Source organism: Dechloromonas aromatica RCB (assembly GCF_000012425.1).
The window spans coordinates 4,191,281-4,214,907 of sequence record NC_007298.1; the positions used below are offsets into that span (position 1 = coordinate 4,191,281).

Annotated in this window: 24 protein-coding genes; 6 read left to right on the forward strand and 18 right to left on the reverse strand. The window is 60.6% G+C overall.

Features of this window, described 5'->3' with window-relative positions; all coding sequences use genetic code 11:
• Positions 1–23: 23 nt before the first annotated feature.
• Genes DARO_RS19880 through DARO_RS19895 form a run of 4 tightly spaced genes read right to left on the reverse strand, consistent with a single transcriptional unit; the run spans position 24 to position 3,454 of the window.
• Positions 24–2,144: a methyl-accepting chemotaxis protein gene (locus tag DARO_RS19880; protein WP_011289619.1), complete on the reverse strand. Its 2,121-nt coding sequence runs from the start codon at positions 2,142–2,144 to the stop codon at positions 24–26.
• A 38-nt stretch (positions 2,145–2,182) separates the two neighbouring features.
• Positions 2,183–2,695 (reverse strand): chemotaxis protein CheW, encoded by a 513-nt coding sequence (locus tag DARO_RS19885; RefSeq protein WP_011289620.1) that lies wholly within the window; start codon positions 2,693–2,695, stop codon positions 2,183–2,185.
• A 4-nt stretch (positions 2,696–2,699) separates the two neighbouring features.
• On the reverse strand, positions 2,700–3,065 hold the full coding sequence (locus tag DARO_RS19890) for a response regulator (RefSeq protein WP_011289621.1): 366 nt from the start codon (positions 3,063–3,065) through the stop codon (positions 2,700–2,702).
• 14 nt (positions 3,066–3,079) lie between these two features.
• The gene (locus DARO_RS19895) at positions 3,080–3,454 is read right to left on the reverse strand and encodes a response regulator (protein WP_049758819.1); all 375 of its coding nucleotides are present in this window, start codon (positions 3,452–3,454) and stop codon (positions 3,080–3,082) included.
• 231 nt (positions 3,455–3,685) lie between these two features.
• Between DARO_RS19895 and thiD the strand changes: the two genes are divergently transcribed.
• The 5 genes from thiD (at position 3,686) to DARO_RS19920 (ending at position 9,070) form a co-directional block, all read left to right on the forward strand.
• A complete protein-coding gene (gene thiD / locus DARO_RS19900) occupies positions 3,686–4,561 on the forward strand; it encodes a hydroxymethylpyrimidine/phosphomethylpyrimidine kinase (protein ID WP_011289623.1) in 876 nt (291 codons plus the stop codon).
• Complete coding sequence (thiE, locus tag DARO_RS19905; RefSeq protein ID WP_011289624.1) at positions 4,548–5,183, forward strand: thiamine phosphate synthase; 636 nt, start codon at positions 4,548–4,550, stop codon at positions 5,181–5,183. Before thiD ends, thiE begins: the two co-directional genes overlap by 14 nt.
• On the forward strand, positions 5,180–6,463 hold the full coding sequence (hemL, locus tag DARO_RS19910) for a glutamate-1-semialdehyde 2,1-aminomutase (protein ID WP_011289625.1): 1,284 nt from the start codon (positions 5,180–5,182) through the stop codon (positions 6,461–6,463). Before thiE ends, hemL begins: the two co-directional genes overlap by 4 nt.
• On the forward strand, positions 6,460–6,798 hold the full coding sequence (sugE, locus tag DARO_RS19915) for a quaternary ammonium compound efflux SMR transporter SugE (RefSeq protein ID WP_011289626.1): 339 nt from the start codon (positions 6,460–6,462) through the stop codon (positions 6,796–6,798). The genes hemL and sugE overlap by 4 nt, the downstream gene beginning before the upstream one ends.
• A 61-nt stretch (positions 6,799–6,859) precedes the next feature.
• The gene (locus DARO_RS19920) at positions 6,860–9,070 is read left to right on the forward strand and encodes a SulP family inorganic anion transporter (protein WP_011289627.1); all 2,211 of its coding nucleotides are present in this window, start codon (positions 6,860–6,862) and stop codon (positions 9,068–9,070) included.
• Positions 9,071–9,100: 30 nt separating this feature from the next.
• Here the strand turns inward: DARO_RS19920 and DARO_RS19925 are convergent, their stop codons facing one another.
• The 10 genes from DARO_RS19925 to DARO_RS19965 form a co-directional block, all read right to left on the reverse strand.
• A complete protein-coding gene (locus tag DARO_RS19925) occupies positions 9,101–10,486 on the reverse strand; it encodes a magnesium and cobalt transport protein CorA (RefSeq protein ID WP_011289628.1) in 1,386 nt (461 codons plus the stop codon).
• Positions 10,487–10,578: 92 nt separating this feature from the next.
• Positions 10,579–11,274 carry a monofunctional biosynthetic peptidoglycan transglycosylase gene (mtgA, locus tag DARO_RS19930; RefSeq protein ID WP_011289629.1) on the reverse strand — a complete coding sequence of 232 codons (696 nt, stop codon included), beginning with the start codon at positions 11,272–11,274 and terminating at the stop codon, positions 10,579–10,581.
• A complete protein-coding gene (aroE, locus tag DARO_RS19935; RefSeq protein ID WP_011289630.1) occupies positions 11,271–12,095 on the reverse strand; it encodes a shikimate dehydrogenase in 825 nt (274 codons plus the stop codon). Before aroE ends, mtgA begins: the two co-directional genes overlap by 4 nt.
• Positions 12,092–12,982, reverse strand: a complete 891-nt coding sequence (locus DARO_RS19940; RefSeq protein ID WP_011289631.1) for a TonB family protein — start codon at positions 12,980–12,982, stop codon at positions 12,092–12,094. The genes aroE and DARO_RS19940 overlap by 4 nt, the downstream gene beginning before the upstream one ends.
• Positions 12,979–14,892 carry an RNB domain-containing ribonuclease gene (locus tag DARO_RS19945; RefSeq protein ID WP_011289632.1) on the reverse strand — a complete coding sequence of 638 codons (1,914 nt, stop codon included), beginning with the start codon at positions 14,890–14,892 and terminating at the stop codon, positions 12,979–12,981. Before DARO_RS19945 ends, DARO_RS19940 begins: the two co-directional genes overlap by 4 nt.
• A 7-nt stretch (positions 14,893–14,899) precedes the next feature.
• The gene (locus tag DARO_RS19950; protein WP_011289633.1) at positions 14,900–15,469 is read right to left on the reverse strand and encodes a YqiA/YcfP family alpha/beta fold hydrolase; all 570 of its coding nucleotides are present in this window, start codon (positions 15,467–15,469) and stop codon (positions 14,900–14,902) included.
• Positions 15,454–16,278: an undecaprenyl-diphosphate phosphatase gene (locus DARO_RS19955; RefSeq protein WP_011289634.1), complete on the reverse strand. Its 825-nt coding sequence runs from the start codon at positions 16,276–16,278 to the stop codon at positions 15,454–15,456. The genes DARO_RS19950 and DARO_RS19955 overlap by 16 nt, the downstream gene beginning before the upstream one ends.
• A gap of 33 nt (positions 16,279–16,311) precedes the next feature.
• On the reverse strand, positions 16,312–16,551 hold the full coding sequence (locus DARO_RS23395) for a hypothetical protein (RefSeq protein WP_011289635.1): 240 nt from the start codon (positions 16,549–16,551) through the stop codon (positions 16,312–16,314).
• Positions 16,552–16,561: 10 nt separating this feature from the next.
• A complete protein-coding gene (locus tag DARO_RS19960) occupies positions 16,562–16,897 on the reverse strand; it encodes a hypothetical protein (protein WP_011289636.1) in 336 nt (111 codons plus the stop codon).
• A gap of 119 nt (positions 16,898–17,016) precedes the next feature.
• On the reverse strand, positions 17,017–17,781 hold the full coding sequence (locus DARO_RS19965; RefSeq protein ID WP_011289637.1) for a sulfite exporter TauE/SafE family protein: 765 nt from the start codon (positions 17,779–17,781) through the stop codon (positions 17,017–17,019).
• A gap of 96 nt (positions 17,782–17,877) precedes the next feature.
• Here DARO_RS19965 and DARO_RS19970 point away from each other — a divergent pair, with 96 nt between their 5' ends.
• Positions 17,878–18,783 carry a LysR family transcriptional regulator gene (locus DARO_RS19970; RefSeq protein WP_011289638.1) on the forward strand — a complete coding sequence of 302 codons (906 nt, stop codon included), beginning with the start codon at positions 17,878–17,880 and terminating at the stop codon, positions 18,781–18,783.
• Between the two features lie 71 nt (positions 18,784–18,854).
• Here DARO_RS19970 and DARO_RS19975 read toward each other — a convergent pair whose 3' ends face one another.
• From DARO_RS19975 to DARO_RS19990, 4 genes are all read right to left on the reverse strand, one after another.
• Positions 18,855–20,063: an ABC transporter permease gene (locus tag DARO_RS19975; RefSeq protein WP_011289639.1), complete on the reverse strand. Its 1,209-nt coding sequence runs from the start codon at positions 20,061–20,063 to the stop codon at positions 18,855–18,857.
• Complete coding sequence (locus DARO_RS19980; RefSeq protein WP_011289640.1) at positions 20,060–20,758, reverse strand: ABC transporter ATP-binding protein; 699 nt, start codon at positions 20,756–20,758, stop codon at positions 20,060–20,062. Before DARO_RS19980 ends, DARO_RS19975 begins: the two co-directional genes overlap by 4 nt.
• Before the next feature lie 136 nt (positions 20,759–20,894).
• Positions 20,895–22,196, reverse strand: a complete 1,302-nt coding sequence (locus DARO_RS19985; RefSeq protein ID WP_011289641.1) for an efflux RND transporter periplasmic adaptor subunit — start codon at positions 22,194–22,196, stop codon at positions 20,895–20,897.
• Positions 22,193–23,605, reverse strand: a complete 1,413-nt coding sequence (locus tag DARO_RS19990) for an efflux transporter outer membrane subunit (protein ID WP_497463006.1) — start codon at positions 23,603–23,605, stop codon at positions 22,193–22,195. The genes DARO_RS19985 and DARO_RS19990 overlap by 4 nt, the downstream gene beginning before the upstream one ends.
• Between the last annotated feature and the right edge of the window lie 22 nt (positions 23,606–23,627).

Genomic DNA, 23,627 nt, shown 5'->3' on the forward strand with positions numbered 1-23,627 from the left:
TAGTCTCTCGCGATCGATGTCCGTCAATCCACCTTGAAGCCAGCGACGGAACCCTTCAGTTCGGAAGCCAGTGCGGTCAGTTCGTCAACAGCCTCAGCAGTACGCTGCGTGCCGGCCGTCGTTTGTTCTGTCACGTGAAGAATGTCCTGCATCAGACGCGCCACCTGCGTAGCCGAATCGGCCTGGTTCTGCGTCGAACTCGAAATATCCTGAATCAGTTCGGCAAGGTCGCGCGACACCTGACCGATTTCGGACAGTGCCTGACCGGCCGCATCAGAAAGTTTGGCCCCTTCAACCACGCCTCGGGTCGACTGTTCCATAGCCGAAACAGCATCCTGAGTATCGGTCTGAATGGTCTTCACAATCGCCGCAATCTGCTTGGTAGCTTCGGCGGAACGTTCAGCCAGTCGCTGCACTTCCTCGGCAACCACCGTGAAGCCGCGGCCTGCATCACCGGCGGAGGCCGCCTGGATAGCAGCGTTCAAGGCCAGAACGTTGGTCTGTTCGGTAATATCGGAAATCAGTTCCACGATTTCACCGATCTCCTGGGAGCTTTCACCGAGTCGCTTGATCCGCTTCGAGGTTTCCTGAATCTGGTTACGAATTTCATTCATACCCTTGATGGAATCCTGCACGGCTTGCGTACCCTTCTCAGCTGCTGTCAGCGATTGCCGGGCAACCTGGGCAGACTGGGTTGCACTGCCGGACACTTCGGTCATCGAGCGCGCCATTTCCAGCGCTGACTGACCCGCTTCCTGAATTTCGGTCGATTGCCGCTCGGCAGCGTCAAGCAGTTGTGCCGAGTTCAAGCGGGCAATTTCTGTCGCAGCCGTCACGCGATTCGCCGCATCGTTGATCCGGCCGACCAGCACACGAAGTTCTTCAATGGTGTAGTTGATCGAGTCGGCGATGGCGCCCGTGATGTTCTCGCTCACGGTCGCTGTTACGGTCAAGTCACCGTCAGCCAAGTCACCCAGTTCGTTCATCAGGCGCAAAATAGCGTCCTGATTGTCGCGATTGGTCTGGTCAGCCGCATGCCGCTGCTGTTCAGCTGCTTCAGCACGACGCTCAGTATCGTTGAGGTAGATTTTGGCCAGCAGCGCCAGTACCGCAACTGCGACGAGTGTCAGCACAATCAGCAGGACGATATAGAGCGCACGCTCAGACAATGCACTCTGATAACCCTGTGCCAGCTCGTCCGTCGCCTTCAGCAGATCCTCACTCTCGCGGAAAATGCGTGAACCGGCCTGCTTGGAGAGAACCAGCGGCTGCATGTTGCCGAGAATACTGGCAATAGCGCCCTGATACTCCTTGAAAGCGCCGTCCAGTTCGTCCAGCTTGGCGCGCGTGTCCGCATCGGCGCCACCCTTGGTCAAGCCACCGAGGATGTCGCGGAAGGCGTTGGTATCCTTGCCGAGCAGAAAGGCCACTTCAGGATTGATTTCATTACCGACGAGCAGCGCAGAAGCATTCTTGGCAATCCGCTGCGTCAGCATGACCAACTGGTTAGCCGCAGCAATTTCACGCGATGCTGCACCAGACTGCAATTTCAACGTGGCAATCTGCTCGGTCAACTCAAGCATGGTGGCATTATTGTTGTCGATCAGTGCCACGCTCTTACCCAATGCAACCAGGTTCTTTTCCTGGCCAATCACGGTTTCCGAGTCCTTGTCGGTCGAAACCCAGCGCTGGGCGAGTGTGTCCAACTGAGGGCGAACATCGCTCGGTGAAGCAGGAACGCTAACGTTGCCAATTTCACCGCCGTTGGTCAGTTGCTCAAGGAGCCTGGCGAAGGTATCGCGAGATTCCTTCAGTTGACCGAAGGCGACAGCGTTACCCTGGAGAGCCAGCGACGAAGCCTTGGCCAGCCGCTGAGAGAGCATGCGCATTTCGCCGGATGCCGCAATGTAGGCGGTATTGTGTGTCGATTCACGGTTGTCATGAAAAACCAGGGCGGCAATCAACAACAGCAGGGCAACGAAAATTCCGCCCAGCATTTTCATCTGCTGGATAACCGGTTTCCCTGCCAGGAAACCAGGCAATGCCAATTTGGCGGTTGGGACACCTTCGGCTGAAACGGTCATGGGCGAAGCCACGGCCTTCCCGGCATCGCCAATTTTCGGAAACTTGAAGCTGAAAGCCATGGAAATCCTCCACTAGGGGTTGGGGCTAGCGCCCTCTATCAAACCCCAATATTCATGAAATCCTGATCGGCGAGCAATTCGCGAACCGACAGTTTGTGCCAGATTTTTCCGTGCGTATCGGCAAAACGCTGCATCCCCCACGCAGGCATGGATGCATCAGCCGACTCGGGGGTGAAATCTTCGGGATTCTTCAAGCCCAGCATCCGCGACACCAACAAAGCCGCATTGATACCGTAACGCGCCCCTATCAACAGTAAGCGTGCATTGGCATTCTGTACGATCGGCGGACCACCACGAAACAATGAAAAATCACTGACCGCATGCAGATTGCCGCGGATATTTGATATCCCGACAAACCATGGACGAGTCAGCGGGACAGGCGCCATCTGGGAGGCCTGAACGATCTCACCGCCATCGGAAAGATCAACCAGCCAAGCCTCACCGCCTGCTTCCACCCCAAGCCAGGATGCCGAACCTTTTCCCCGCGCCGCTTGGCTCAAACGGGATGCCAGGTACTCCTGGAAATCGCGAAGACTGGTTTTCCGGGCCATTTGGCTATGGCAGCGCGGCGATACGTTGCAACAGCTCTTCCGGATTCAAGGGCTTGACCAGATAATCGATGGCCCCTTGGCGCAAACCCCAGATCTTGTCGGTCTCTTGCCCTTTTGAGGTACAGACGATGATTGGGATACCCTTGGTTTCTTCATCGCGAGTCAGCGTACGCGTCGCCTGATAGCCATTCAGTCCGGGCATCACGACATCCATCAGGATCAAGTCCGGCTTGGTGGCCTTGGCCTTGGCAATACCCTCTTCGCCAGTTTCAGCGGTCGAAACCTGATAACCGGCCTTGGTCAGCACATCAACCGTAAAAAACCGTTCGGTGGGTGAATCATCAACGACGAGAATATTCTTGACGGGCATTTTTTCTTCCTGGACTACGAATTGGATTCTGTTTCAACCGGCAATGCAAAGGCGGCAACGGTCTGCAGCAGGCTGTCTTTAGTAAATGGCTTGGTCAGGTACTGATCGGAACCGACCATGCGTCCCCGCGCCCTATCGAACAAGCCATCCTTGGAAGACAGCATGATCACCGGGGTGGCCTTGAAACGCGGATTTTTCTTGATCAGGGAGCAGGTTTGGTAACCATCAAGTCGCGGCATCATGATGTCGCAGAAGATCACGCTTGGTTGATGATCGGCAATCTTGGCCAGTGCGTCAAAACCATCTTCGGCCAGAACAACCTGACACCCGGCCTGCACGAGAAAGATCTCGGCGCTGCGCCGTATGGTGTTGCTGTCGTCGATGACCATAACCCTGACGCCACGCAGTCTGGATAAATCAGTCAATTTCCCTGTCCCCTCGGCCTCTGGAGAGGCGCTATCGCTATCAGCTCATCATCATACTACGGAAATAACACCACAAATCAATACCAGCCACAGTGTCACAGCATCCCGATGATGGCCTCGGCAGCCACAAGATTCGGATAAAATCGAGGTCATCTTACCCAATTCCCTTCGCGACCGCCAAGGGCGCGAAAATCAATGACCGCCAGCCCCTCCACCCCACCCAGCCCGCCACTGGTTCTTGTTTTTGCCGCCAGCGACCCTTCGTCCGGCGCCGGCATACAGGCCGACCTGCTGACACTGGCCAGCTTGGGTTGCCATCCACTGACCGCCCTGACCGCCGTCACTGTTCAGGATACCGTTGGCGTCCAGAGCGTCCACCCTCTGGCTGCCGAGCTGCTTGAGCAGCAAGCCAGAACGATCCTAGAAGACATGCCGGTCGTCGCCTTCAAGATTGGCGTCCTGGGTAGCGTCGAGAATGTGCTGGCCGTGGCCGAGATCGTTTCCGACTACCCGGAAATCCCGCTGATTCTTGACCCAGTGCTGGCCTCCGGGCGGGGCGACGACCTGTCGAGTGAAGAGATCATTTCCGCGATCCGTGAAATGCTGCTCCCCCAGACCACACTGCTCACGCCAAATGCGCCCGAAGCCCGGCGACTGGCAGAAAGTGACGAAGACGAGAGCGAGCCTTCGATCGACATCTGCGCCCAGCGCCTGATCGAGATGGGCGCCCAGTATGTGTTGATCACCGGGACCCATGAAAACACGCCCCAGGTCATCAATACACTATACGGCCCCGATGGGGTTGTTCGTCGCGACGAGTGGGAACGCCTGCCCGGCAGTTATCACGGCTCTGGCTGCACGCTGGCCTCGGCCATTGCCGGCTGCATTGCTGGTGGAGCGAGCATCGAGGATGCCGTACGCGATGCGCAGGATTACACCTGGCAGGCGCTGAAAAACGGCTTTCGCGCCGGCATGGGGCAGTTCATTCCGGATCGTTTCTTCTGGGCGCGCAACACGGATGATGCCGCCGAAGATAACCCACCCGAAACGACGGCCGATGGCCACGAATAAGTTGCGCGGCCTTTACGCCATCACCCCCGACCGCGCCGACGGCGCCCGGCTGCTCGCCGATGTCGAAGCGGCGCTGGCCGGCGGCTGCCGCGTCGTGCAATACCGCGACAAGCTGAGCACGATGCCGGAGCAGGTTGCCCGCGCCCAGGCGCTGCGCGAACTGACCCGCCGTTTTGCCGCAACCCTGCTGATCAACGACGATCTGGCGCTGGCCGCACTGGTCCAGGCTGATGGCGTGCACCTTGGCAAGGATGACGGCAACCTAGTGGTCGCCCGTGCCATTCTCGGTCCAGACAAGATTCTCGGCGCCTCCTGCTATGCCGACTTTGCGGCCGCCGAGGCAGCCAGCCGGGCGGGTGCTGACTACGTGGCCTTTGGTGCTGTCTATCCGTCACCGACCAAGCCACAGGCAGCAAACGCCACAACTGAACTGTTTGTTCGCGCCAAAGCCGAATTGCCCGCAGCGACCTGTGCCATCGGCGGCATCACACTGGACAACGCGCCGCCGCTGATCGTTGCCGGCGCCGACCTGCTCGCCGTCATTACCGATTTGTTCAGCGCGCCCGACATCATGGCGCGCGCTGCCGCCTACCAACGCCTTTTCGAGGAAGCCCACTCATGACCTCACGCAACCAGCAACTGTTCGAACGCGCCCAGCGCCACATTCCCGGCGGTGTCAATTCTCCCGTCCGCGCCTTCCGCTCGGTCGGCGGTACACCCTGCTTCTTCCAGAAGGGTGTTGGCGCCAAGGTACAGGATGCTGATGGCAAGTGGTACACCGATTACGTCGGCTCATGGGGTCCGATGATCCTCGGCCACGCCCATCCGGACGTGATCGCCGCCGTCCAGGCCGCGGTCGTCGATGGCCTGTCCTTCGGCGCGCCGACCGAGAAGGAAGTCGACATCGCCGACCTGCTGTGCGAACTGGTGCCGTCGATGGACATGGTACGTCTGGTTTCCTCGGGCACCGAAGCGACGATGAGCGCGATCCGCCTGGCTCGTGGCCATACCGGTCGCGACGTGCTGATCAAGTTCGAAGGCTGCTATCACGGCCACTCCGACGGATTGCTGGTCAAAGCCGGCTCCGGCCTGCTCACCTTCGGCAATCCTTCATCCAGCGGCGTCCCGGCCGGCACTGCCGAAACAACCATGGTCCTGACCTACAACGATCCGCAGGAACTGGCCGACGCTTTCGCCAAGCACGGCGACAAGATCGCCGCGGTGATTGTCGAGCCGGTCGTTGGCAACATGAATCTGATCGCCCCGACCCAGGCCTTCCTGAATGCCATGCGCGATCTGTGTACAAAAAACGGCTCAGTGCTGATTTTTGACGAAGTGATGACCGGCTTCCGTGTCGGCCTGAAGAGCGCGCAAGGCCTGTTCGGCATCACCCCTGACCTGTCCACCTTTGGCAAGGTGGTTGGTGGCGGCATGCCCCTTGGCGCCTTTGGCGGCAAGCGCGAGATCATGGAAAAAATCGCCCCGCTCGGCCCGGTCTATCAGGCCGGCACACTGTCCGGCAACCCGATTGCCACAGCGGCCGGGCTGGCAACACTGAAATTGATTCAAGCACCGGGCTTCTACGAAGCGCTGACCGCGAAGACCAAGGCGTTGTGCGACGGATTGGTCGCAGCGGCGAAAAAGCACGGTGTTGCCTTCAGTGCCCAGAACATCGGTGGCATGTTCGGCCTCTATTTCGCCGAGCAGTGCCCCGGCACCTACGACGAAGTACTGGCCTGCGATAAGGAAGCCTTCAACCGATTCTTCCACGCCATGCTCGACGCTGGCCATTACTTTGCACCATCGGCCTTCGAGGCGGGCTTTGTTTCGGCCGCCCACTCAGATGCCGACATCGCCGGCACGATCGCTGCAGCTGACGCCTATTTCGCCAGCCTCAAATGAACGCAGGCGCCGCCTGGAGCATCCTGTTCATCGCCGGCCTCTGCGAGGTCGGCTGGGCAGTCGGCATGAAATATACCGAGGGCTTCAGCCGGCTGTGGCCGAGCGTGTGGACGGTGCTCGGCATGGCTGCCAGCGTCATCCTGCTTGCTTGGTCGCTGAAGACCCTGCCATTGGGCACCGCCTATGCGGTGTGGACGGGCATTGGTGCGGTTGGCACGGCCATTCTCGGCATTTACCTGTTCGACGAATCGCGCGAAGTGCTGCGCTTCGTCTGTATCGGTCTGATCGTCGCCGGCATCATCGGACTCAAACTGGTCACCCCTGACACCCATTAAGCTCGCCGGCTGAAAAAGCGCAGTAAGATTCCCTTAATAAAAAGACAAAGGGAGTGGCGCCATGCAGGATGTCTTCAAGAAGCTCTACCAGAGCGGTGACTTCTGGGGCGGCCTGGCGGCCATGCTCGTCGCCCTGCCGGCGGCCATCGCCTTCGGTGTCACGATCTACTCGGCCATCGCCCCCAGCCATGCGGCGCTTGGCGCACTGGCTGGAATCATCGGCGCCTCGGTCATCGGCCTGATCGCCTCCACCCTTGGCGGCACCGACCGTCTGATCAGCGCCCCCTGCGCCCCGGCCGCCGCCTTGCTTTCGGCTTTCGCCATCGAACTCGTCGCCCAGGGCATACCGGGTGGCAACATCATCTTGTTGCTGCTGATGCTCGGCGTGCTCGCCGGCATGTTTCAGGTGCTCTTCGGTTTTGTCGGCATTGGCCGACTGATCAAATACATCCCCTACCCGGTGGTCAGTGGCTACCTGACCGGTGTTGGCCTGATCATCATCGGCAGCCAGATTGGCAAACTGCTCGGCACGCCGACCGGCGCCCGCTGGTACGAAGTGCTTTACACCCCATCGTTATGGGACTGGCGAGCGCTGGCCGTCGGCCTGACAACGATGCTCGTCATGTGGCTCAGCCCAGGTCTGACCCGACGCCTGCCGGCCACCATCCTCGGCATCGCCGCCGGAATTGCCTGCTATTTCGCCCTGGCGTCGCAAGACGAGAGCCTGCTCCAACTCGCAGCCAACAATCTTGTCATCGGCCCCTTGGGCGCCAGCGGCGAAGGCTACATCCAGTCGATCACCGCCCGCTGGAACGAGATCGGCGATCTGCGACTGGGCCAGGTTGCCGCGCTGCTCGGCAATGCCTTGACCCTGGCCGTGCTCCTGTCGATCGACACCCTGAAAACCTGCGTTGTCCTCGATCAACTGACCCGCTCGCAACACAACCCGAACCGCGAGCTGGTCGCCCAGGGCATTGCCAATATCGCCTCGTCGTCGGTCGGTGGCATTCCCGGCGCCGGCACGATGGGCGCCACGCTGGTCAATCTGTCCAGCGGGGCGATGACTCGCGCTTCGGGCCTGGTCGAAGGCATCTCGGCCCTTGTCTTCGCGCTATTGTTGAGCAGCTTCATTGCATGGATTCCGGTTGCCGCACTGGCCGGCATTCTGATCGTGGTCGGTATCCGGATGATCGACCGCGGACCGCTGCGCTTTGTTCAGTCTTCGGCGACGGTTTTCGATTTCGGCGTTGTCGTCACCGTCGTCGTCGTCGCTCTGACCATTGGCCTGATTGCCGCTTCGGCTACCGGCGTCGCGCTCTCCATCATCCTTTTTCTGCGCGAGCAGATCGGCGGCTCCGTCGTCCGCCACAAGTTCTACGTCAACCAGATGTCGTCGAGCTGGCATCGCCCTGAAGCCGAGACCCGTATTCTCGAAAAGAAGGGGGACCAGGCGGTGATCTTCGAACTGCAGGGCAGCCTGTTTTTTGGCACCACCCAGCAGCTTTATAGTCAGCTGGAGCCTGAGCTAAAGAGCCGAAATTTCGTGATCCTCGACATGAAGCGCATTCAGTCGGTGGATGTCACGGCAGCCCACCTGCTCAGCCAGGTTCGAGATTCACTGGCTGAACGTAACGCCCTGCTGATCCTGTCCAACGTCCGGGAAAACCTGCCGAATAATCGTAATCTGCGCGAATTTCTGGCCCAGACCGGCGTCACCGACATCCCGGAAAGCGTCCGCCTGTTCGACGAACTGGATAGCGCCATCGAATGGGTTGAGGATCGCCTGCTCGGCAGCCGAGAAGAACAGGCCAGCCCGGAAACCGAAACGCCACTAGAGCTCCAGGAGATGGAGTTATTCAAGCACCGCAAGGACGAAACCTTGGCTGATCTGGAAAAATGTCTGGTCAAACGCCACTACGCCGCCGGCGATGTCGTCTATTCGCAAGGCGAAGCGGGAGATGAGATTTACCTGATCCGGTACGGCTCGGTAAAGATTTTTGCCCCGTTGGGCGGGGGCCGAACCAGACATGTGGCGACCTTTGGCCGCGGAGACTTTTTTGGCGGCCTGGCGTTTCTCGATGGCTTGCCCCGAGGCAACGATGCGGTCGCCGCCAGCGACACGGAGTTTTTCATCCTGTCCCAGGAGCAGTTCAATATCCTCTCCGAGGAGCACAAGAAACTGGCACTGACCCTGCTTCAGGCACTGGCCCGCTCCCTCGCTCTGCGCCTGCGCCACGCCGATACCGAAAACGCCATGCGCCAAGAATACTAGCCGGGCACCGCAGTACCGCAAGAAACCAGATCAGTCCGATTTCGCCGAAGATGAGGAAATCATAACCGCTCTCGCCTCCTCCAGCTTGCTCTGCGCTTCGCGCCGCTCGGCCTGGCGCAGGGCGAGATAAGTCAGCCAACCGACGACGCCCATGCCCAGCGTGAATCCCCCATAGGCAACCGGCCAGGGAATTCCTTGGGTCATCATCGAAAATTCCGACATCCCACCGATACCGGCCACGATATTGATCGGCATAAAAATGATGGAAAGTTTGGTCAGCTTCGAAACGCGCTGGTTTTGATTGATGTTGATGAAGCCGACCACAGCGTCCATCAGGAAATTGATCTTCCCGAACAGGAACGAGGTATGACCATCAAGCGACTCGATGTCGCGCTGGATCTGGCGGGCATCCTCCTGTTGTGCCGGCGCCAGGAACTTGCCGCGCATCAGGAAGGCAACGGCCCGGCGAGTATCCAGCACATTGCGACGAATACGCCCGTTCAAGTCTTCCTGCTTGGCTACATCGGCCAGGATCACCCCGGCCACTTCGTCGGTCAGGTGCGTGCTCAACACGTGCTTGGCGACGGCCTCCAACGAGGCATAGACATCTTCCAGGGCATCGGCAGAGTATTCGGCGTCGGCGGCGTACAGATCGAGCAGGACATCCTTGGCATCGGTCACATAGCCAGGCCGGGTGCGAGCCCGATGACGCTGTAGCCGGAAAACCGGAAGCTCTTCCGAGCGTACTGAGAAGAGAATCTCGTCGTGGAGGATGAAAGCCACTGCCACGTTGCGAGACTCGTTGGCCATATCGAGCAGGAAATCGGAGTGCAGGTGCAGTTCGCCGTTATCCTCGATATAGAAGCGCGCACTGGCTTCAAGGTCTGTCAGATTTTTGGGGTCTGGCAGATCCAGGCCGAAATGCTGCCCAACCCATTCGCGAACCCTGGGTGTCGGGGCGACCAGATCGATCCAGATCGGTGAAATTTCAGCAAAGTCTGTTTGACGTTCGACGACGATCTGTCTCAGCCGACCATCGTGCAACTCGAAGGCATTGACCATCACCTTCTTGCTTGGACGGTGCCCATCCCCCACCAGCACCTCCTGAACTTCGTCCGAAAGCAATGCGAGAATGTCGTCCTGACGACCTTCCTCAATTTCCTTCCAGGCAATCAGCCGGTCGTCCTCGGGCAAGGCGCTGAGAATGAGTGCCACCGAAACAACCGGCAACCGCGCGAAGAGCGCGCGAAGCTCATTGGTATGTTGCTTGTGGACCAAGCCTTCGACAAGCTCGTGACGTGGCATTTCCTGGCGCCGAACCATATCTTCGACAAGCTTGTGCTTGGACAGCAGTTCCTGCACATCGGCCAGATGCTCCTTGAGGACATCTGCTTCGGTCTGGGTATCGTCGGGCATGGCACACCAATGCTGCATTGCAAAAACAAAGTGCGATTGTAGCACCACCTTTGTGCGCAAAACCCCGGCAAACTCGTTCTAGCCGGATGCCCTCAAGGCACGTCAGCAGCCGGCATCCGGGCGAGAATAATCGCGGTCTTCCTTCCTAATCCCTGCGCACTGCGGTTCCGGTCGTAATAACGCGGATTCGGCACCATGCCGGCCAGACGGGCCGCCTGCTCCGGCCCCAACTGAGCAGCGCTGGTGTTGTAATAATGACGGGCGGCCGCTTCGGCGCCAAACACGCCATTGCCCCACTCGATCACATTCAGGTAAACCTCGAAAATCCGCTTTTTGCTCCACAGATTTTCCAGCATCAAGGTGATGATGGCCTCTTCCACCTTGCGGAAGTATGACTTGGTTGGCGTCAAGAACAGGTTTTTGGCCAGTTGCTGGCTGATGGTCGAACCACCGGCGACGAAACGTCCCTTCTTCTGGTTCTTTTCCATCGCTTTTTGTATGCCTTCCCAGTCGAAGCCTTCATGATCGACGAACTTGGCATCTTCGGCCGCGATGATGGCGCGTTTGAGGTGAATGGAAATCCGCTCGTAAGGCACCCATTGCTGCTTGAGTTGGGCCTCCGGCACTTTCTGGCGCAACTCGGCCAGACGGATTGCCATAAAGCGGGTTTCGCCGGGATTGACCCAACCCCAAAGCAAGACCCAGCCGAGCAACCACAACTGCCAGACCAGGAAGAGGCCAATCAGGCCCAGCAACAGCAATTTCAGCCAGCGGCCGAGTATTTTCATGCGACCAGCTTGGCTCTCAGCTCAGCCAGCACCTGCGCAGTACCCGGGCGAATGCCACGCCAGACGAAGAAGGCTTCCGCCGCCTGTTCAACCAGCATGCCAAGACCGTCGGCACAACGTGCCGCCCCCTGCTGTCGGGCCAGCGTCAGGAATGGTGTTTCACCTTTGCCATACATCATGTCGTAAGCCAGGCTACCCGGTGCAAAAATCCCCGGGGGCAGGGGCAGACTTGCACCAGAAAGGCTGGCGGAGGTAGCGTTAATTACCAGATCGAAGCTTTTACCAGCAGTTTCTGCAAAACTTCCGCCCCCCAGCGGCGCCATATCAGCAAATGCCTGTGCCAATGCAACGGCCTTGTCGGCGCTGCGGTTGGCGATGATCAGTGAGGCCGGCTTTTCAGCCAGCAACGGGGCGATGACCCCGCGTGAAGCGCCACCGGCACCGAGCAACAAAATGCGCTTGCCGACCAGCGAAAAACCGAGGTTGTTCGTGATGTCACGAACCAGCCCAGCACCATCCGTGTTGTCGCCAAAAACTTCAGGACCATCGAACACCAGCGTATTGACCGCCCCGGCGCGCGCCGCACGGTCGGACAGGCGCGTCGCCAGACGATAGGCTTCTTCCTTGAATGGCACGGTGACATTCGCCCCCTTGCCGCCCACCGCAACGAATTCGGCAATAGCCAGGCCGAAGCCATCAAGCGCAGCCAGACGCGCTTCATAGCGCAAATCCTGCGCCGTTTGGACCGCGAAGGCAGCATGAATGGCTGGCGATTTGGAATGGGCAATCGGATTGCCGAAGACGCAGTACAAATCGCTCATTTGCTGGCCGTATTCAGAGCATCGCCCTGTGTGAAGTACCAGGTGCGGGCAAAGGACAGTACCGTCGCGCCGCCCAGCGCCTGCTGCGGAATAGCACCGAACGGCGCCGACATCCGGAGAATGCGCAAGGCTGCCTGATCGAGCACCTTGTGACCGGAAGAGCGGGAGATCTCCGCGTTGAACAAGCTACCGTCCTCGGCGCGCAGTTCTACGAAAATCACCACCGCACCGTAGAGCTTGCCGCGCGCCTCGGGGGGGTAATTCAAGGTGCCGATACGTTCAATTTTTTGCTTCCAGCCATCGAGATAGGCTGCCAGGCCGTATTCTTCTGTGCGAGCACCGACAAACTTCTTGCGCGGGCGCTTGCTGTACTCATCCGCCGACTTGCTGATCTCACCTTCCAGCCGAGCCATCGCCCGAGCCGATTCGGCCAGGTCAAGACCGCTGACACTGGGCACCGGTGATGGCTGTTCGCTGGCCGTTTTCGCAGCGCTGACGTTGCGCAGACTCTTGGCCTGCGTCAGCAGCCGCTGCTGGGCAGACTCCAGTTCCTGAACACGGCGCTGCATCTGCTGAACGGCATCCCCCTCCGTCTGTTGATGCGTTGGCGGCAGCGGCGTCTTGGCGCGGCGGTTTTCGTCTGTGTTGCCGCCACCGTCAAGATTGGCTTGCGCCAACGCCTGAGCATCGGACGGCTTGCGCGCCGATTTCGCATTGACCAGGATGATGTCCATGGCCCTTTCGCGAAAGGCCTTGGAAGCATCTGGAAACTTGAATTCCAGCGCGAGCAGAACGGCATGAATAAACAGCGAAACGCCAAGCGCAATCCACAAGCGACGGTTTTGCTTGACCGTCGGCAATACGCGCAGCCTGGCCGCCTTTGTCACGCGCCCTCTCCCTCTTCGGCTTCCTCCGCGACTTCCGCAGCGTCGCTTTCGCCAAGCAGATTAAGGAAACGGCAGGTAATTTCCGGTGCCAGCAAATCAAGGCTCTCGACTGCCAGACGAATGCGCTGCCCCGGCGACAGGTCGGACGGAATTGAAGGCACCCGCAGCAGCAGCGGCAAATGGTCAAGCTTGACGCTCTGTTCTCGGCGCAGGGTCGCATCGATTTCAGTCAAGCCGCGCTGCTGAATCCAGCGCAGGCACCAGTAACGCTCCATCTGGCGCTGAAAATCGGCATAAGCTGCGTAGGTGACCTCAAAATCACGCATGGCGCCGAACAATTCGGCCGATTTCTGGGCAAAAGCCGGGGTTTCGCCTTTCAAACAGGCGATCAGCTGCCATTGGTTGACCATGTCGCAATAACGACGCAGCGGCGAGGTCATCCACGCATATTGCGGCACGCCCAGGCCTTCATGCGGCAGCGGCGAAGTCGTCATGCGCACCTTGCCCTGCGTCTGGGCACGGTACAGGCAGGCAATATTCTTTTCAGCGAGCAGGCCGCCCCAGGTCGAATTGGCAACAATCATCAACTCGGCGACCAGCTTGTCGAGCGGACTGCCGCGCTTGCGTTCGCTAATCTCGACGGAACAGGCATCCGGATCGGCCAGATCACCAACGATTTCGAAGTTGTAGTCGTTGATGCCCTGCATGGCCGACGGTTTTCCGCGCCGGCCTTCGCAGGCATTGGCAAAGTGCCACAAGTGAACCAGCTCGTCCTTGAATGGCTGGTCGGGCAGCGGGCCGGCTATGGTTTCGGCATTGAACCACGGTTCGATTTCATGGTGGCGCAGGTTGGCAGCGATATGCACCATTTCCAGCCGCGACTCGTGGCTGAGAATTTCCAGCGATTCATTGACCGTCAGGTACAGCGACACGGCCGGGCAATCGACACCACCGGCCAGCGTGTAGTTCTGGACCACGGCATCGGGCAGCATGGTGATCTTGTTGCCCGGCATGTAAACCGTCGACAACCGGGCGCGGGCGATGCCGTCAAGTGGCGAACCATGCTCGATGGCCAGCCCCGGTGCAGCGATGTGGATGCCGATCCGCGAGCCGATGCCGGGCAGCTTGACGACCGATAGTGCATCGTCGATCTCGGTGGTGTTGGCATCATCGATCGAGAAAGCCCGGACGTCGGCGCGCGGCAGATCGCTCGGGAGCTTTGGCGCATCAAGCGCCGGGAAAGCCGTGCCCTTGGGGAATTGTTCGTGCAGGAAACGACGGTAATGCAGGAAGTACGGCGACTTGATGGCACCGCACTTGAAGAGCATTTGCGCCGCCGTCAGGCCCGCTTCGGCGCAGGCGGTTTCAAAGGCCTTGGTTTCCGGTTTGTTGCGATCCGGTGCATAGAGCAGCGCATCGGTCAGCAAGCCAATTTCCGGCGGCAAGCGGAACTCTCTCAGCTCGCCAATCCAGCCTTCCATCGTGAGCGCTTGCTGACGCTTTTTTTCAAGACTGGCCAGAGCAGCTGCGAGAATGTCGGCAGGCGCTTTGCGGAAGCGGCCCTTGCCTTTGCGGTGGAAATAGACGGGCGCGGCGTGCAGGGCAAGCAGCACCGCCGTCGCTTCGATCGGCGCGGGTTCGTGTCCGTAGTAATCACGGGCAAAATCAAGAAACGAAAATTCGCCATCGCTTGCGCACTCCCACAGGAATTCAGCTTCGATCTCTTCGGCCAGCGGCGTAGCCTGATCGAGCAAGGCAGCCGCAGAGGGCTTTTCAAAGCGCAACAATACCGTTGCGGCCTTGATCTTGCTGCGCTTGCCGGAGGGCATTTCGACCTGCAACGAGCTATCGTTGTCGGCCATGATGCTGCCGGCCTTAAAGCCGCCATCTTCTTCAAACAATACGTTCATCGACGGATTATAGCCCAGCGTATTCAATGATTTGCGGCACAAAGTCGGGAAACTTCGTGAAGCTGTGATCGCCACCCGGCAGCACCGTTTGCCGGCAACCCGCGTAAAACGCCTGTGCCTGACGGTAATCCAGCACTTCGTCGCCCTCTTCAAGCAACAACCAGTAACGCTCAGATTTCGGGATGGAAACCTGCGCTTTCAGCTGTGCAGCGTGGGCTGTGGTAAAGGTAAATTGCTCGCCGGTGTGAAAATTGGCATGAGTGCCAACAAATTTTTCCAAATCGAGGCGGTCGGTTACTGCCGGATTGATCAACACCGCGCTCAAGCCATGTTTTTCGGCCAGATGGTTGGCGTAATGCCCGCCCAGCGAGGAGCCGATCAAGGTGACCGGCCCACTGGCCTGTTCGATCAAACGACTGACACTGGCAACGGCCTCATCCGGCACTGGCGACAACTGAGGGCAGACAAACTGTGCCGCCATGCCGCGCCGAGCCATTTCCTCGCCCAGCAAGCGTGATTTCCACGACGCTGGCGAGGAGCAGAAACCGTGCAGATAAACGATTAATCCGCGGCCCATTGCACCCAGCCAAATTGCCAAGTCGCCAGCACGACAATGCCGAAAGCAATGCGATACCAGGCAAAAGCGGTGAAGTCATGCGTGGAGATGTAGCGCAGCAACCAGCGCACACAAAGGAAGGCCGAAACGAAGGCAGCAACGAAGCCAACGGCCCACATGGCGAGGTCGTCGGCATTAAGCAGGGCACGTTCCTTGTAGAGCTGATAGAAAGTGGCCACGATCAGCGTCGGAATCGCCAGGAAAAAGGAGAATTCGGTCGCCGCCTTGCGTGAAAGGCCGAACAGCAGGCCACCGATGATGGTGGCACCAGAACGCGAGGTGCCGGGAATCAGCGCGAAAGCCTGTGCAATGCCAAGCTTGAGCGCGTCAAGCATGCTCATTTCGTCGACCGTCTGAATGCGGATTTTGTGCTCGCGCCTTTCGGCCCAGAGAATGACGAAAGCACCGAGGATAAATGTGCTTGCCACAGTCACCGGATTGAACAGGTGGGCCTTGATCGCCCTACCAAAGGCCAGCCCGAGGATGGCCAAGGGCAGGAAAGCGACAAACAGGTTGAGAATGAATTTTTGCGCAGCCGGCTCGCTGAAGGCGCCGCGGGCCACCTTGAGCAAGCGCTCGCGGTATTCCCAGACGACGGCCAGAATGGCTCCCGACTGGATGACAATTTCGAACAACTTGCCGCGATCATCGTTGAAATTGAGCAGATCACCGGCAAGGATCAAATGCCCGGTCGACGAGATCGGCAGGAATTCGGTCAGCCCTTCGACGATGCCGAGGATGAGGGCTTTGAGGAGAAGAATCGGGTCCATGGGGCGCAACCAAGTTGGGGAGGCCGCATTCTACTATCCCGGATGTGTCAAAACCTCGAGTTCGGCCAGCCATTTGAGCGCATGCTCGCGGGATAGTCCGCACATGTCCGGCGCCGGTTGCAGGCCAGCACAGCATGATGGCCGTTCCGGCTGGCCGAAAATAGCGCACCGCAAATCGGCATCAAGGTGCTGGCATGGCACGCCGGCCGGCTTGTTGAGCGACGAAATCGAAGGCGCGATACAACAGGCGGCGCAATGCGGACGGCAATCCATGGCGACAGCCTCAGGCCGCCAACGGCTGTAGCCGCTGGTCAAAAACAAATGGGCACACCACGGCGAATTCAAGCTCGATAAAGCCCGGATGCAACGCCTCCGCCACACCGACCGGATTACTGGCTGGCGCCCCCTTACGGATCTCGCTGATCTGCGCCTGTGCCGAGCTGTCCAGGAACTGATCCCGGTAAGCCACCCAGGCCCCCGCCGCCAAACAAGACGGCGGCGAAACGCCATAAGCCGCCGGCAACTGTCCGACGCCGGAAACCAAAGGTGCGGCACTTGTCCGGCTGGCAACCCCTTTCAGCTTGGCTGACTTCGAACCACCCATGGCTAACTTTGCCATCACCTAACTCACACAGACCATTTGAGCTTTGATTTTCGCCCATTTGAGCCAATTTGCCGAAATGAATTGCAGCAACCAGGCATGGGGTGCAGGTGAGACAAACATGAACGGCAGAAGCATCAAGCGAGAAACCTGGCAATCAGGCTCAACCCGCTCGCCACCAGCAGGCCATTGAGGAACAGGAACAATTGCTCCCGGCTAATCCGCAAATCAATGCGCTGGCCGAGATAAACGCCGAGGGCCATCGCCGGCGCAAAGATCAGCGTGACCACCACGAGCTTGAGATCCAGCAAGCCGACAGAAAGGCACAGGACGATACGCCAGCCAGTCGACAAGGCAATCAGAACGGCTTGTGTCGCCCGGAATGCGGCGCGGTTTTCCAGTCGCCGTTCGAGATACGAGGCATAGACAAAGCCGCCGCTACCGAACAATCCCCCCAGTACACCGCCAAACACGCCATAGGCAATTGCCGGAGAAACACCGACATCCGCGGCCGGAGTTTTTTTGCTGAAACCGCGAATCCCCTGAAACACCACGAATAGACCAAGCACGACCGCCATCATCGTTGCCGGTACGCGGGAGAGAACCAGCACCCCAAGCAGTTGCCCGAGCAGCATCCCCGGAAAAAGCTGGCGGAATTCCTTCCAGGCAACATCCTTGCGAGCCCGCCATCCGCGCAAGGACGAGCCGCCAAAATCCAGTATCGCCAGCATCGGCACCACCTTGGCAACCGGCATGACCAGTGCCAATGGTGCGCTGGCCATGAGCGCAGAACCAAAGCCGACCAGCGTGAAGACGGCATAGGCCGCGACAACCGCCCCCATCGCCAGCGCAAGGAAGACAGGCTCATGGGCAAGAGGAAGCAGGGAAACAAATTCGTTCATGATCGTGATGAGCGCCAAAACAGAAAGATTTCATTTTGAAAGCCCATCCGGTATAAGACAAATATCAAAATTACCCTTGATACATTCCAAAAACGCATGGCAAGCCTGAAGCAGATTCGCTATTTCCTGACGGTCGCGGACCTCGGCAGCTTTACCCATGCCGCGACCAGCCTGTTCGTCGCCCAGCCCGCACTGAGCCGGCAAATTGCCCTGCTGGAGAAGGAACTGGGGTTTGCGCTCTTTGCCCGAGAGCCCCGGGGCGTGCGTCTGACACCGGCCGGCTTGGGCTACCGTGACCGCGTCCTGAGCATCGACAAGCTGCTATCGGCCGCTGCTGAAGAAGGCGCCCAATTGGCCAGAGGCGATGCCGGCGTGCTGCGCCTGTTGCACTCCAGCTCCATCCCCGCCACCAACCTGATGCCGTCGATCCGGCGATTCCTCGAACAGTCGCCAAAAGCGCGGATTGACCTCGACCGAATATCGTCCGAAGCCCAGGTCACCGAAGTCGCCAACGGCAAGGCCGATATCGGCATCGTCCGCCTGCCGGTCTTGCGGCGCGACCCCGCCGTCACCTTCACCGAATTGCCAGCCGAGCGTTTATGGGTTGCGCTACCGGCCAATCACCCGCTGGCAAGCCGCGAAACCCTTGTCCTGGATGACCTTCAGACAGAGCCTTTCGTCTCTGCCGTCCACCGCGAACGGGGCGGTTTGGCCCGGCTGGTCACCGACCTCTGTTTGCGCCGAGGCTTTGTGCCCAAACTGGCAGCGGTCATCTCGCGAAAGACATCGATGCTGAACTTGGTGGCAGCTGGCTTCGGCATTGCCGTGGTCCCCCGGCAAATGACCAGCATCACTTCCGACGGCCTGATCTATCGGCCTTTGGCTGATCCCGATGCAGAAGCGCGCAGTGCGCTGGTCCTGCCGTTGCAAGCGACGGTCCTGGCGCGGCGGTTTGCCGACCTGATGGTGCAAGCGCCTGGCACGAAGGACGGCGTGCTCTGAGCATTCCGAAACCATAGAAACAATGGCAGGTCTCAGGCAGGAACAGTGAAAACGGCCAAAATTCGCAAACACTACTCGTGCCGCAACGCTTCGATCGGGTCAAGTTGCGCCGCCCGGCGCGCCGGCACGTAGCCGAAAATCACTCCAATCGCTGCCGAGAAGCCAAAGGCCGTCAGGTTGATGGCCGGGTTGAACATAAAAGGGATGTGCATCAGCGACGACAGCCCGAGGCAGGCGACAAAAGCCAGCCCCACGCCGACCAGCCCACCGCAGGCGGAGAGCACCACGGCTTCGATCAGGAATTGCCAGAGCACCTCGTTTTCCAGCGCCCCGATGGCCAGCCGGATGCCGATTTCCCGCGTCCGTTCGGTGACCGACACCAGCATGATGTTCATGATGCCGATGCCACCGACGAGCAGGCTGACGGCGGCCACCGCGCCGAGCAGCGCGGTCATCGTGCCGATGGTGCCGGAGAGCGTTTCGGCGATCTGCTTGGTGTCCATCACGTTGAAATTGTCGTCGGCGTTCTCGGCCAGCTTGCGGCGTTCGCGCAGCAGGCTGCGCAGCTGGGCGATGGCGACGGTCGCGTCAGTGCCGTCCTTGAGCGAGACCATGACATTGCCGATATCGAGCGAGCCGGTCAGCCGGCGTTGCGTGGTGCGCAGCGGCATCAGCACCGTGTCGTCCTGGTCCTGGCCCATGCCGCCCTGGCCCTTGGCGACGAGCAGGCCGATCACCTCGCAGTCGAAGGTCTTGACGCGGATGCTGCTGCCGACTGGATTGCCGGCGCCGAACAGCTCCTTTTTGACGGTATTACCGACCACGCAAACGGCCTTGCCGGCGCGTTCCTCGTCATCGGTGAACTGCCGCCCGGCGGCGATTTTCCAGTTGCCGGAGATAAAGTAGTCGTTGGTTGTTCCGCTCACCGTCGACGACCAGTTCTGCGTGCCGACGACCAGCGTTACGGGGCTGCCGACGACGGGCGCCACAGCCTTGAGGCCATTGACCTGTTGCTGGATGGCCTCGATATCGGCGATCTTGAATTTCGGCGCGCCGGCACTGTCGCGCCCCGGGCCGAGGCGCTGGCCGGGCATGACCATCAGCAGGTTGCTGCCGAGGCTGGCAATCTGATCGGAAACCATCTTGGTCGCGCCGTTGCCCAGCGTCACCATGGTGATCACCGCGCCGACGCCGATGACGATGCCGAGCACGGTCAGGAAGGAGCGCAGCAGGTTGCGGCGAATCTCGCGCAGGGCGAGCAGGAGTGCGTTCAAAATCATGCTGCCTCCGTCGCGCTGTCGCTGTCCACCAACCCGTCGACAAAATGCACGATGCGCCGCGCGTAGTGCGCCATATCCGGCTCGTGGGTGACCATGATGATGGTGATGCGTTGTTCGCTGTTCAGCCGCCCGAGCAGCTCCATGATCTCGTGGCTGCGCTTGCTGTCGAGGTTGCCGGTCGGCTCGTCGGCGAGCAGCACCAGCGGGTTGGTGACAATGGCCCGGGCAATCGCGACACGCTGCTGCTGACCGCCGGAAAGCTCGGCCGGGGTGTGCGTTTCCCAGCCGTCGAGGCCGACTTTGGCGAGAGCCGCCCGCGCCGCAGCGTGGCGCACTGCGGCCGGTTCGCCGCGATAGAGCAGAGGCAGCTCGACGTTCTCCTGCGCTGAGGTGCGCGCCAGCAAATTGAAGCCCTGAAAAACGAAGCCAAGACATTGCCGACGCAGCAAGGCCCGCTGGTTGCGGTCGAGTTGCTCGACGTTGATGCCCTGAAAACGGTATTCGCCCGAGGTCGGCGTATCGAGGCAGCCGAGCAGGTTCATCGCCGTCGATTTGCCGGAACCGCTCGGCCCCATCACCGCCACGAATTCACCGGCTTCGATGGTCAGATCAACGCCACGCAGGGCCTGAAACGCCGCCTGCCCCTGACCGTAGGTCTTGGTGATGCCGCGCAATTCAATCAAGGGCGCACTCACAGCAACCTCGCCGTCATTTCAATTTTGGCCGTTTTTTCTGGTTGACCGCGCCCCGAAGGAATCCACAGCGACGCGCCAGCTGTGCTGGCCGTCTTGCTATGCAGGGGCCTCATCAGCACTCTTGGGGTGTGACAACTCACTTTTTCGCCGCCTGATAGTCGGAAATAACCGCCGCACCCACCGGCAAATCGCCGCCCAGCACCTCGGTAAGGCGCCCGTTGCTGACGCCGGTTTTCAGCGCCACCGCCTGCGGCTGGCCATCGACCAGCACCCAGACCTGCCCGTCGCCGCTGCCCTTGGCCGCAGCCGGGCGATTCTTCGGCGCCTCCGGCGGCGGGCCGGGCATCAGGCGGGCGACCAGGCCGCGCTCTTTCGTCGCCGCCCCCTCGCCCGGCGGCGTAAAACGCAGCGCCGCGTTGGGCACCAGCAGCACCTTGTCGCGGCTAGCCGTGACGATGGCGGCCGTCGCCGTCATGCCCGGGCGCAGCGCGAGGTCGTCGTTATTGACCCGCAAGATGGTCTTGTAGGTGACCACGTTATCGGTCGTCGTCGAACCCAGCCCGACGCGCTGGATGCTCGCCGGAAACTTGCGCCCCGGCCAGGCCGACACGGTGAAGCTGGCCGTCTGGCCGATTTTGACATTGCCGACATCGGCCTCATCGACCTTGACCTGCAGTTCCATCTTGGCCAGATCCTCAGCCAGCACGAAAAGCACCGGCGTCGTCATCGCCGCCACCACGGTCTGGCCCGGCTCCACCTTGCGGGTCAGCACGACGCCATCGACCGGCGAACGGATGGTCGCCTTGCCGAGATTGGTTTCATCCGTTTTCGCCGTCGCCCGCGCCTGCACGACGTCGGCCCGGGCGCTGGCCAGAGTGGCGATGGCCCGTTGCCGCGCCGCATCGGCCGTCTCCAGCTCGGTCTTGGCCGGCACCTTGCCGCCGGAAAGCTCGGCGACCTGGCGCATGCGATTCAGCGAGGCCGTCGTTTCAGCCACCGTCGCCTGCGCCAGCGCCACCGAGGCCTCCGCCGCAGCCACGGCGGCCTGCGACTTGGCCACGGCGTCCTTCAATTTGGCGGTGTCGAGCTGAGCCAGCAACTGGCCTTTCTTGACCACATCGTTTTCCTGCACCAGCACGCTGGCCAAGGTACCGGAAAGCTCGGAGCCGACATCGACCGACTTGGTCGGCTGCAGCGTGCCGCTGGCCGAGGCGGTGACCAGCAGGTTGCCGAGAACCGCCTCCTCGGTCAGAAACTGCCCGGCAGGCTGGCCATTGCCGCCGGACAAAACCACCAGCAGCACAGCCACGACGGCAATGCCGCCGCCGATCAGCCACAGCCGTCGCCGGCCGCTGCCCTGGTTGGCATTCTTGCTGAGCAGCGCAACGAGCGCCGCCGACGAGGTATCCGCGCTTTGGGAATCCGTACTTTGCGTCATGTTCGATCACTTTCATAGGCCGACCAACCGCCGCCAAGCGCCTTGTAGAGCTGGATCAGCGTGGTCAGCACCGCCGACTGGGCGGTGGCCAGCGAATCCTCGGCCGTCAATTGGGTGCGCTGGGTTTCCAGCACTTTCTGGAAGTCGGCGAGGCCGGCTTCGTACATCTGTCGGCTTAACGTCGCCGCGTTGCGCGCCGAGAAGGCCGCCGCTTCACGGGCGACCACCCGATCGCGGGCCTGCGCATGGGCGGTCAGCGCGTTTTCGACCTCTTCCAGCGCAGTCAACACGGCGCTCTCGTAAGCCACCAGCGCCGCTTCCTGCACCGCCGTCTGCAACTCCACTGCGCTGCGCAGCTTGCCGCCGTCAAACAAGGTTGCCGCCAGCGTGCCGCTCGCTGCACGCACCAAGCTGGCACTGCCGCCCAGCGCGCCGAGGCTGTAAGCCTGCCAGCCGAACGAGCCACCCAGCGACAGGCTGGGAAAGCGCGCCGCCTGTCGCTGCCCGATACGCGCCGTTTCCGCCGCCAGCGTGCGCTCGGCAACGATCAGATCGGGCCGCTGACGTAGCACATCGGCCGGGATGCCGGTCGCCACCGTCGGCGGCGCCACCGGCCGGGACTGCGCGGCCAACAACTGTTCATGCAGGGCGCCAGGTTGCCGGCCAAGCAAGGTCGCCAGCCGGTTTTCCGCCGCCGCCAGCCCGACCTCAAGATCCGGCATGCCGGCCCGCATTTGCTCGCGGCTGGTCCGCGCCTGCTCGACATCAGCGTTGCTGGCCAGCCCAGCCTGCTCACGCCATTCAGTGATCTGCGCCGTTTCGGTCTGGCTGGCCAGATTGGCCCGGGCAATTACCAGCCGCGACTGGTAAGCGCGGAACTCAACATAGTTCTGCGCCACTTCGGCAAGCAGCGACACCTGCACGTTTTCCAGACTGGCCTCGCTCGCCGCCAGATCGGCACTCGCCGCCTCGACCGCCCGCCGCGTGCCGCCGAAAAGATCAAGCTCCCAACTGGCGTCGAAACCGGCGTCGTACAGCGTGCGGGTCGGCAGGGTGCTGACTGCCGTGGCGTTCTTCGTCCGGCTGGCGCCAGTCGACGCCGACACTTGCGGAAAATAACCGCTCACCACCTGCGCCCGACTGGCCCGCGCCTGCCGCAAGCGAGCCTGCGCCGCCTTGAGATCGAGGCTGCCGGACTGGGCGACGGCGATCAAGGCATCAAGCGCCGGATCGCCCAGTTGCCGCCACCAGACGGAATCAATTTTCAGATCAACGCCCTGTTTGAGCGCCGAATTGGTAGCCGCCGGCTTTGCGGCCAGCCAGCGATTCGGCATCGTCCAGGCCGGCGCCTGATAATCCGGGCCAAGCGAAGGCAGCCCGGTGCAGGCACTCAACAGGCCTGCGCTCATTAAAACGGCAAGCGACAGGCAA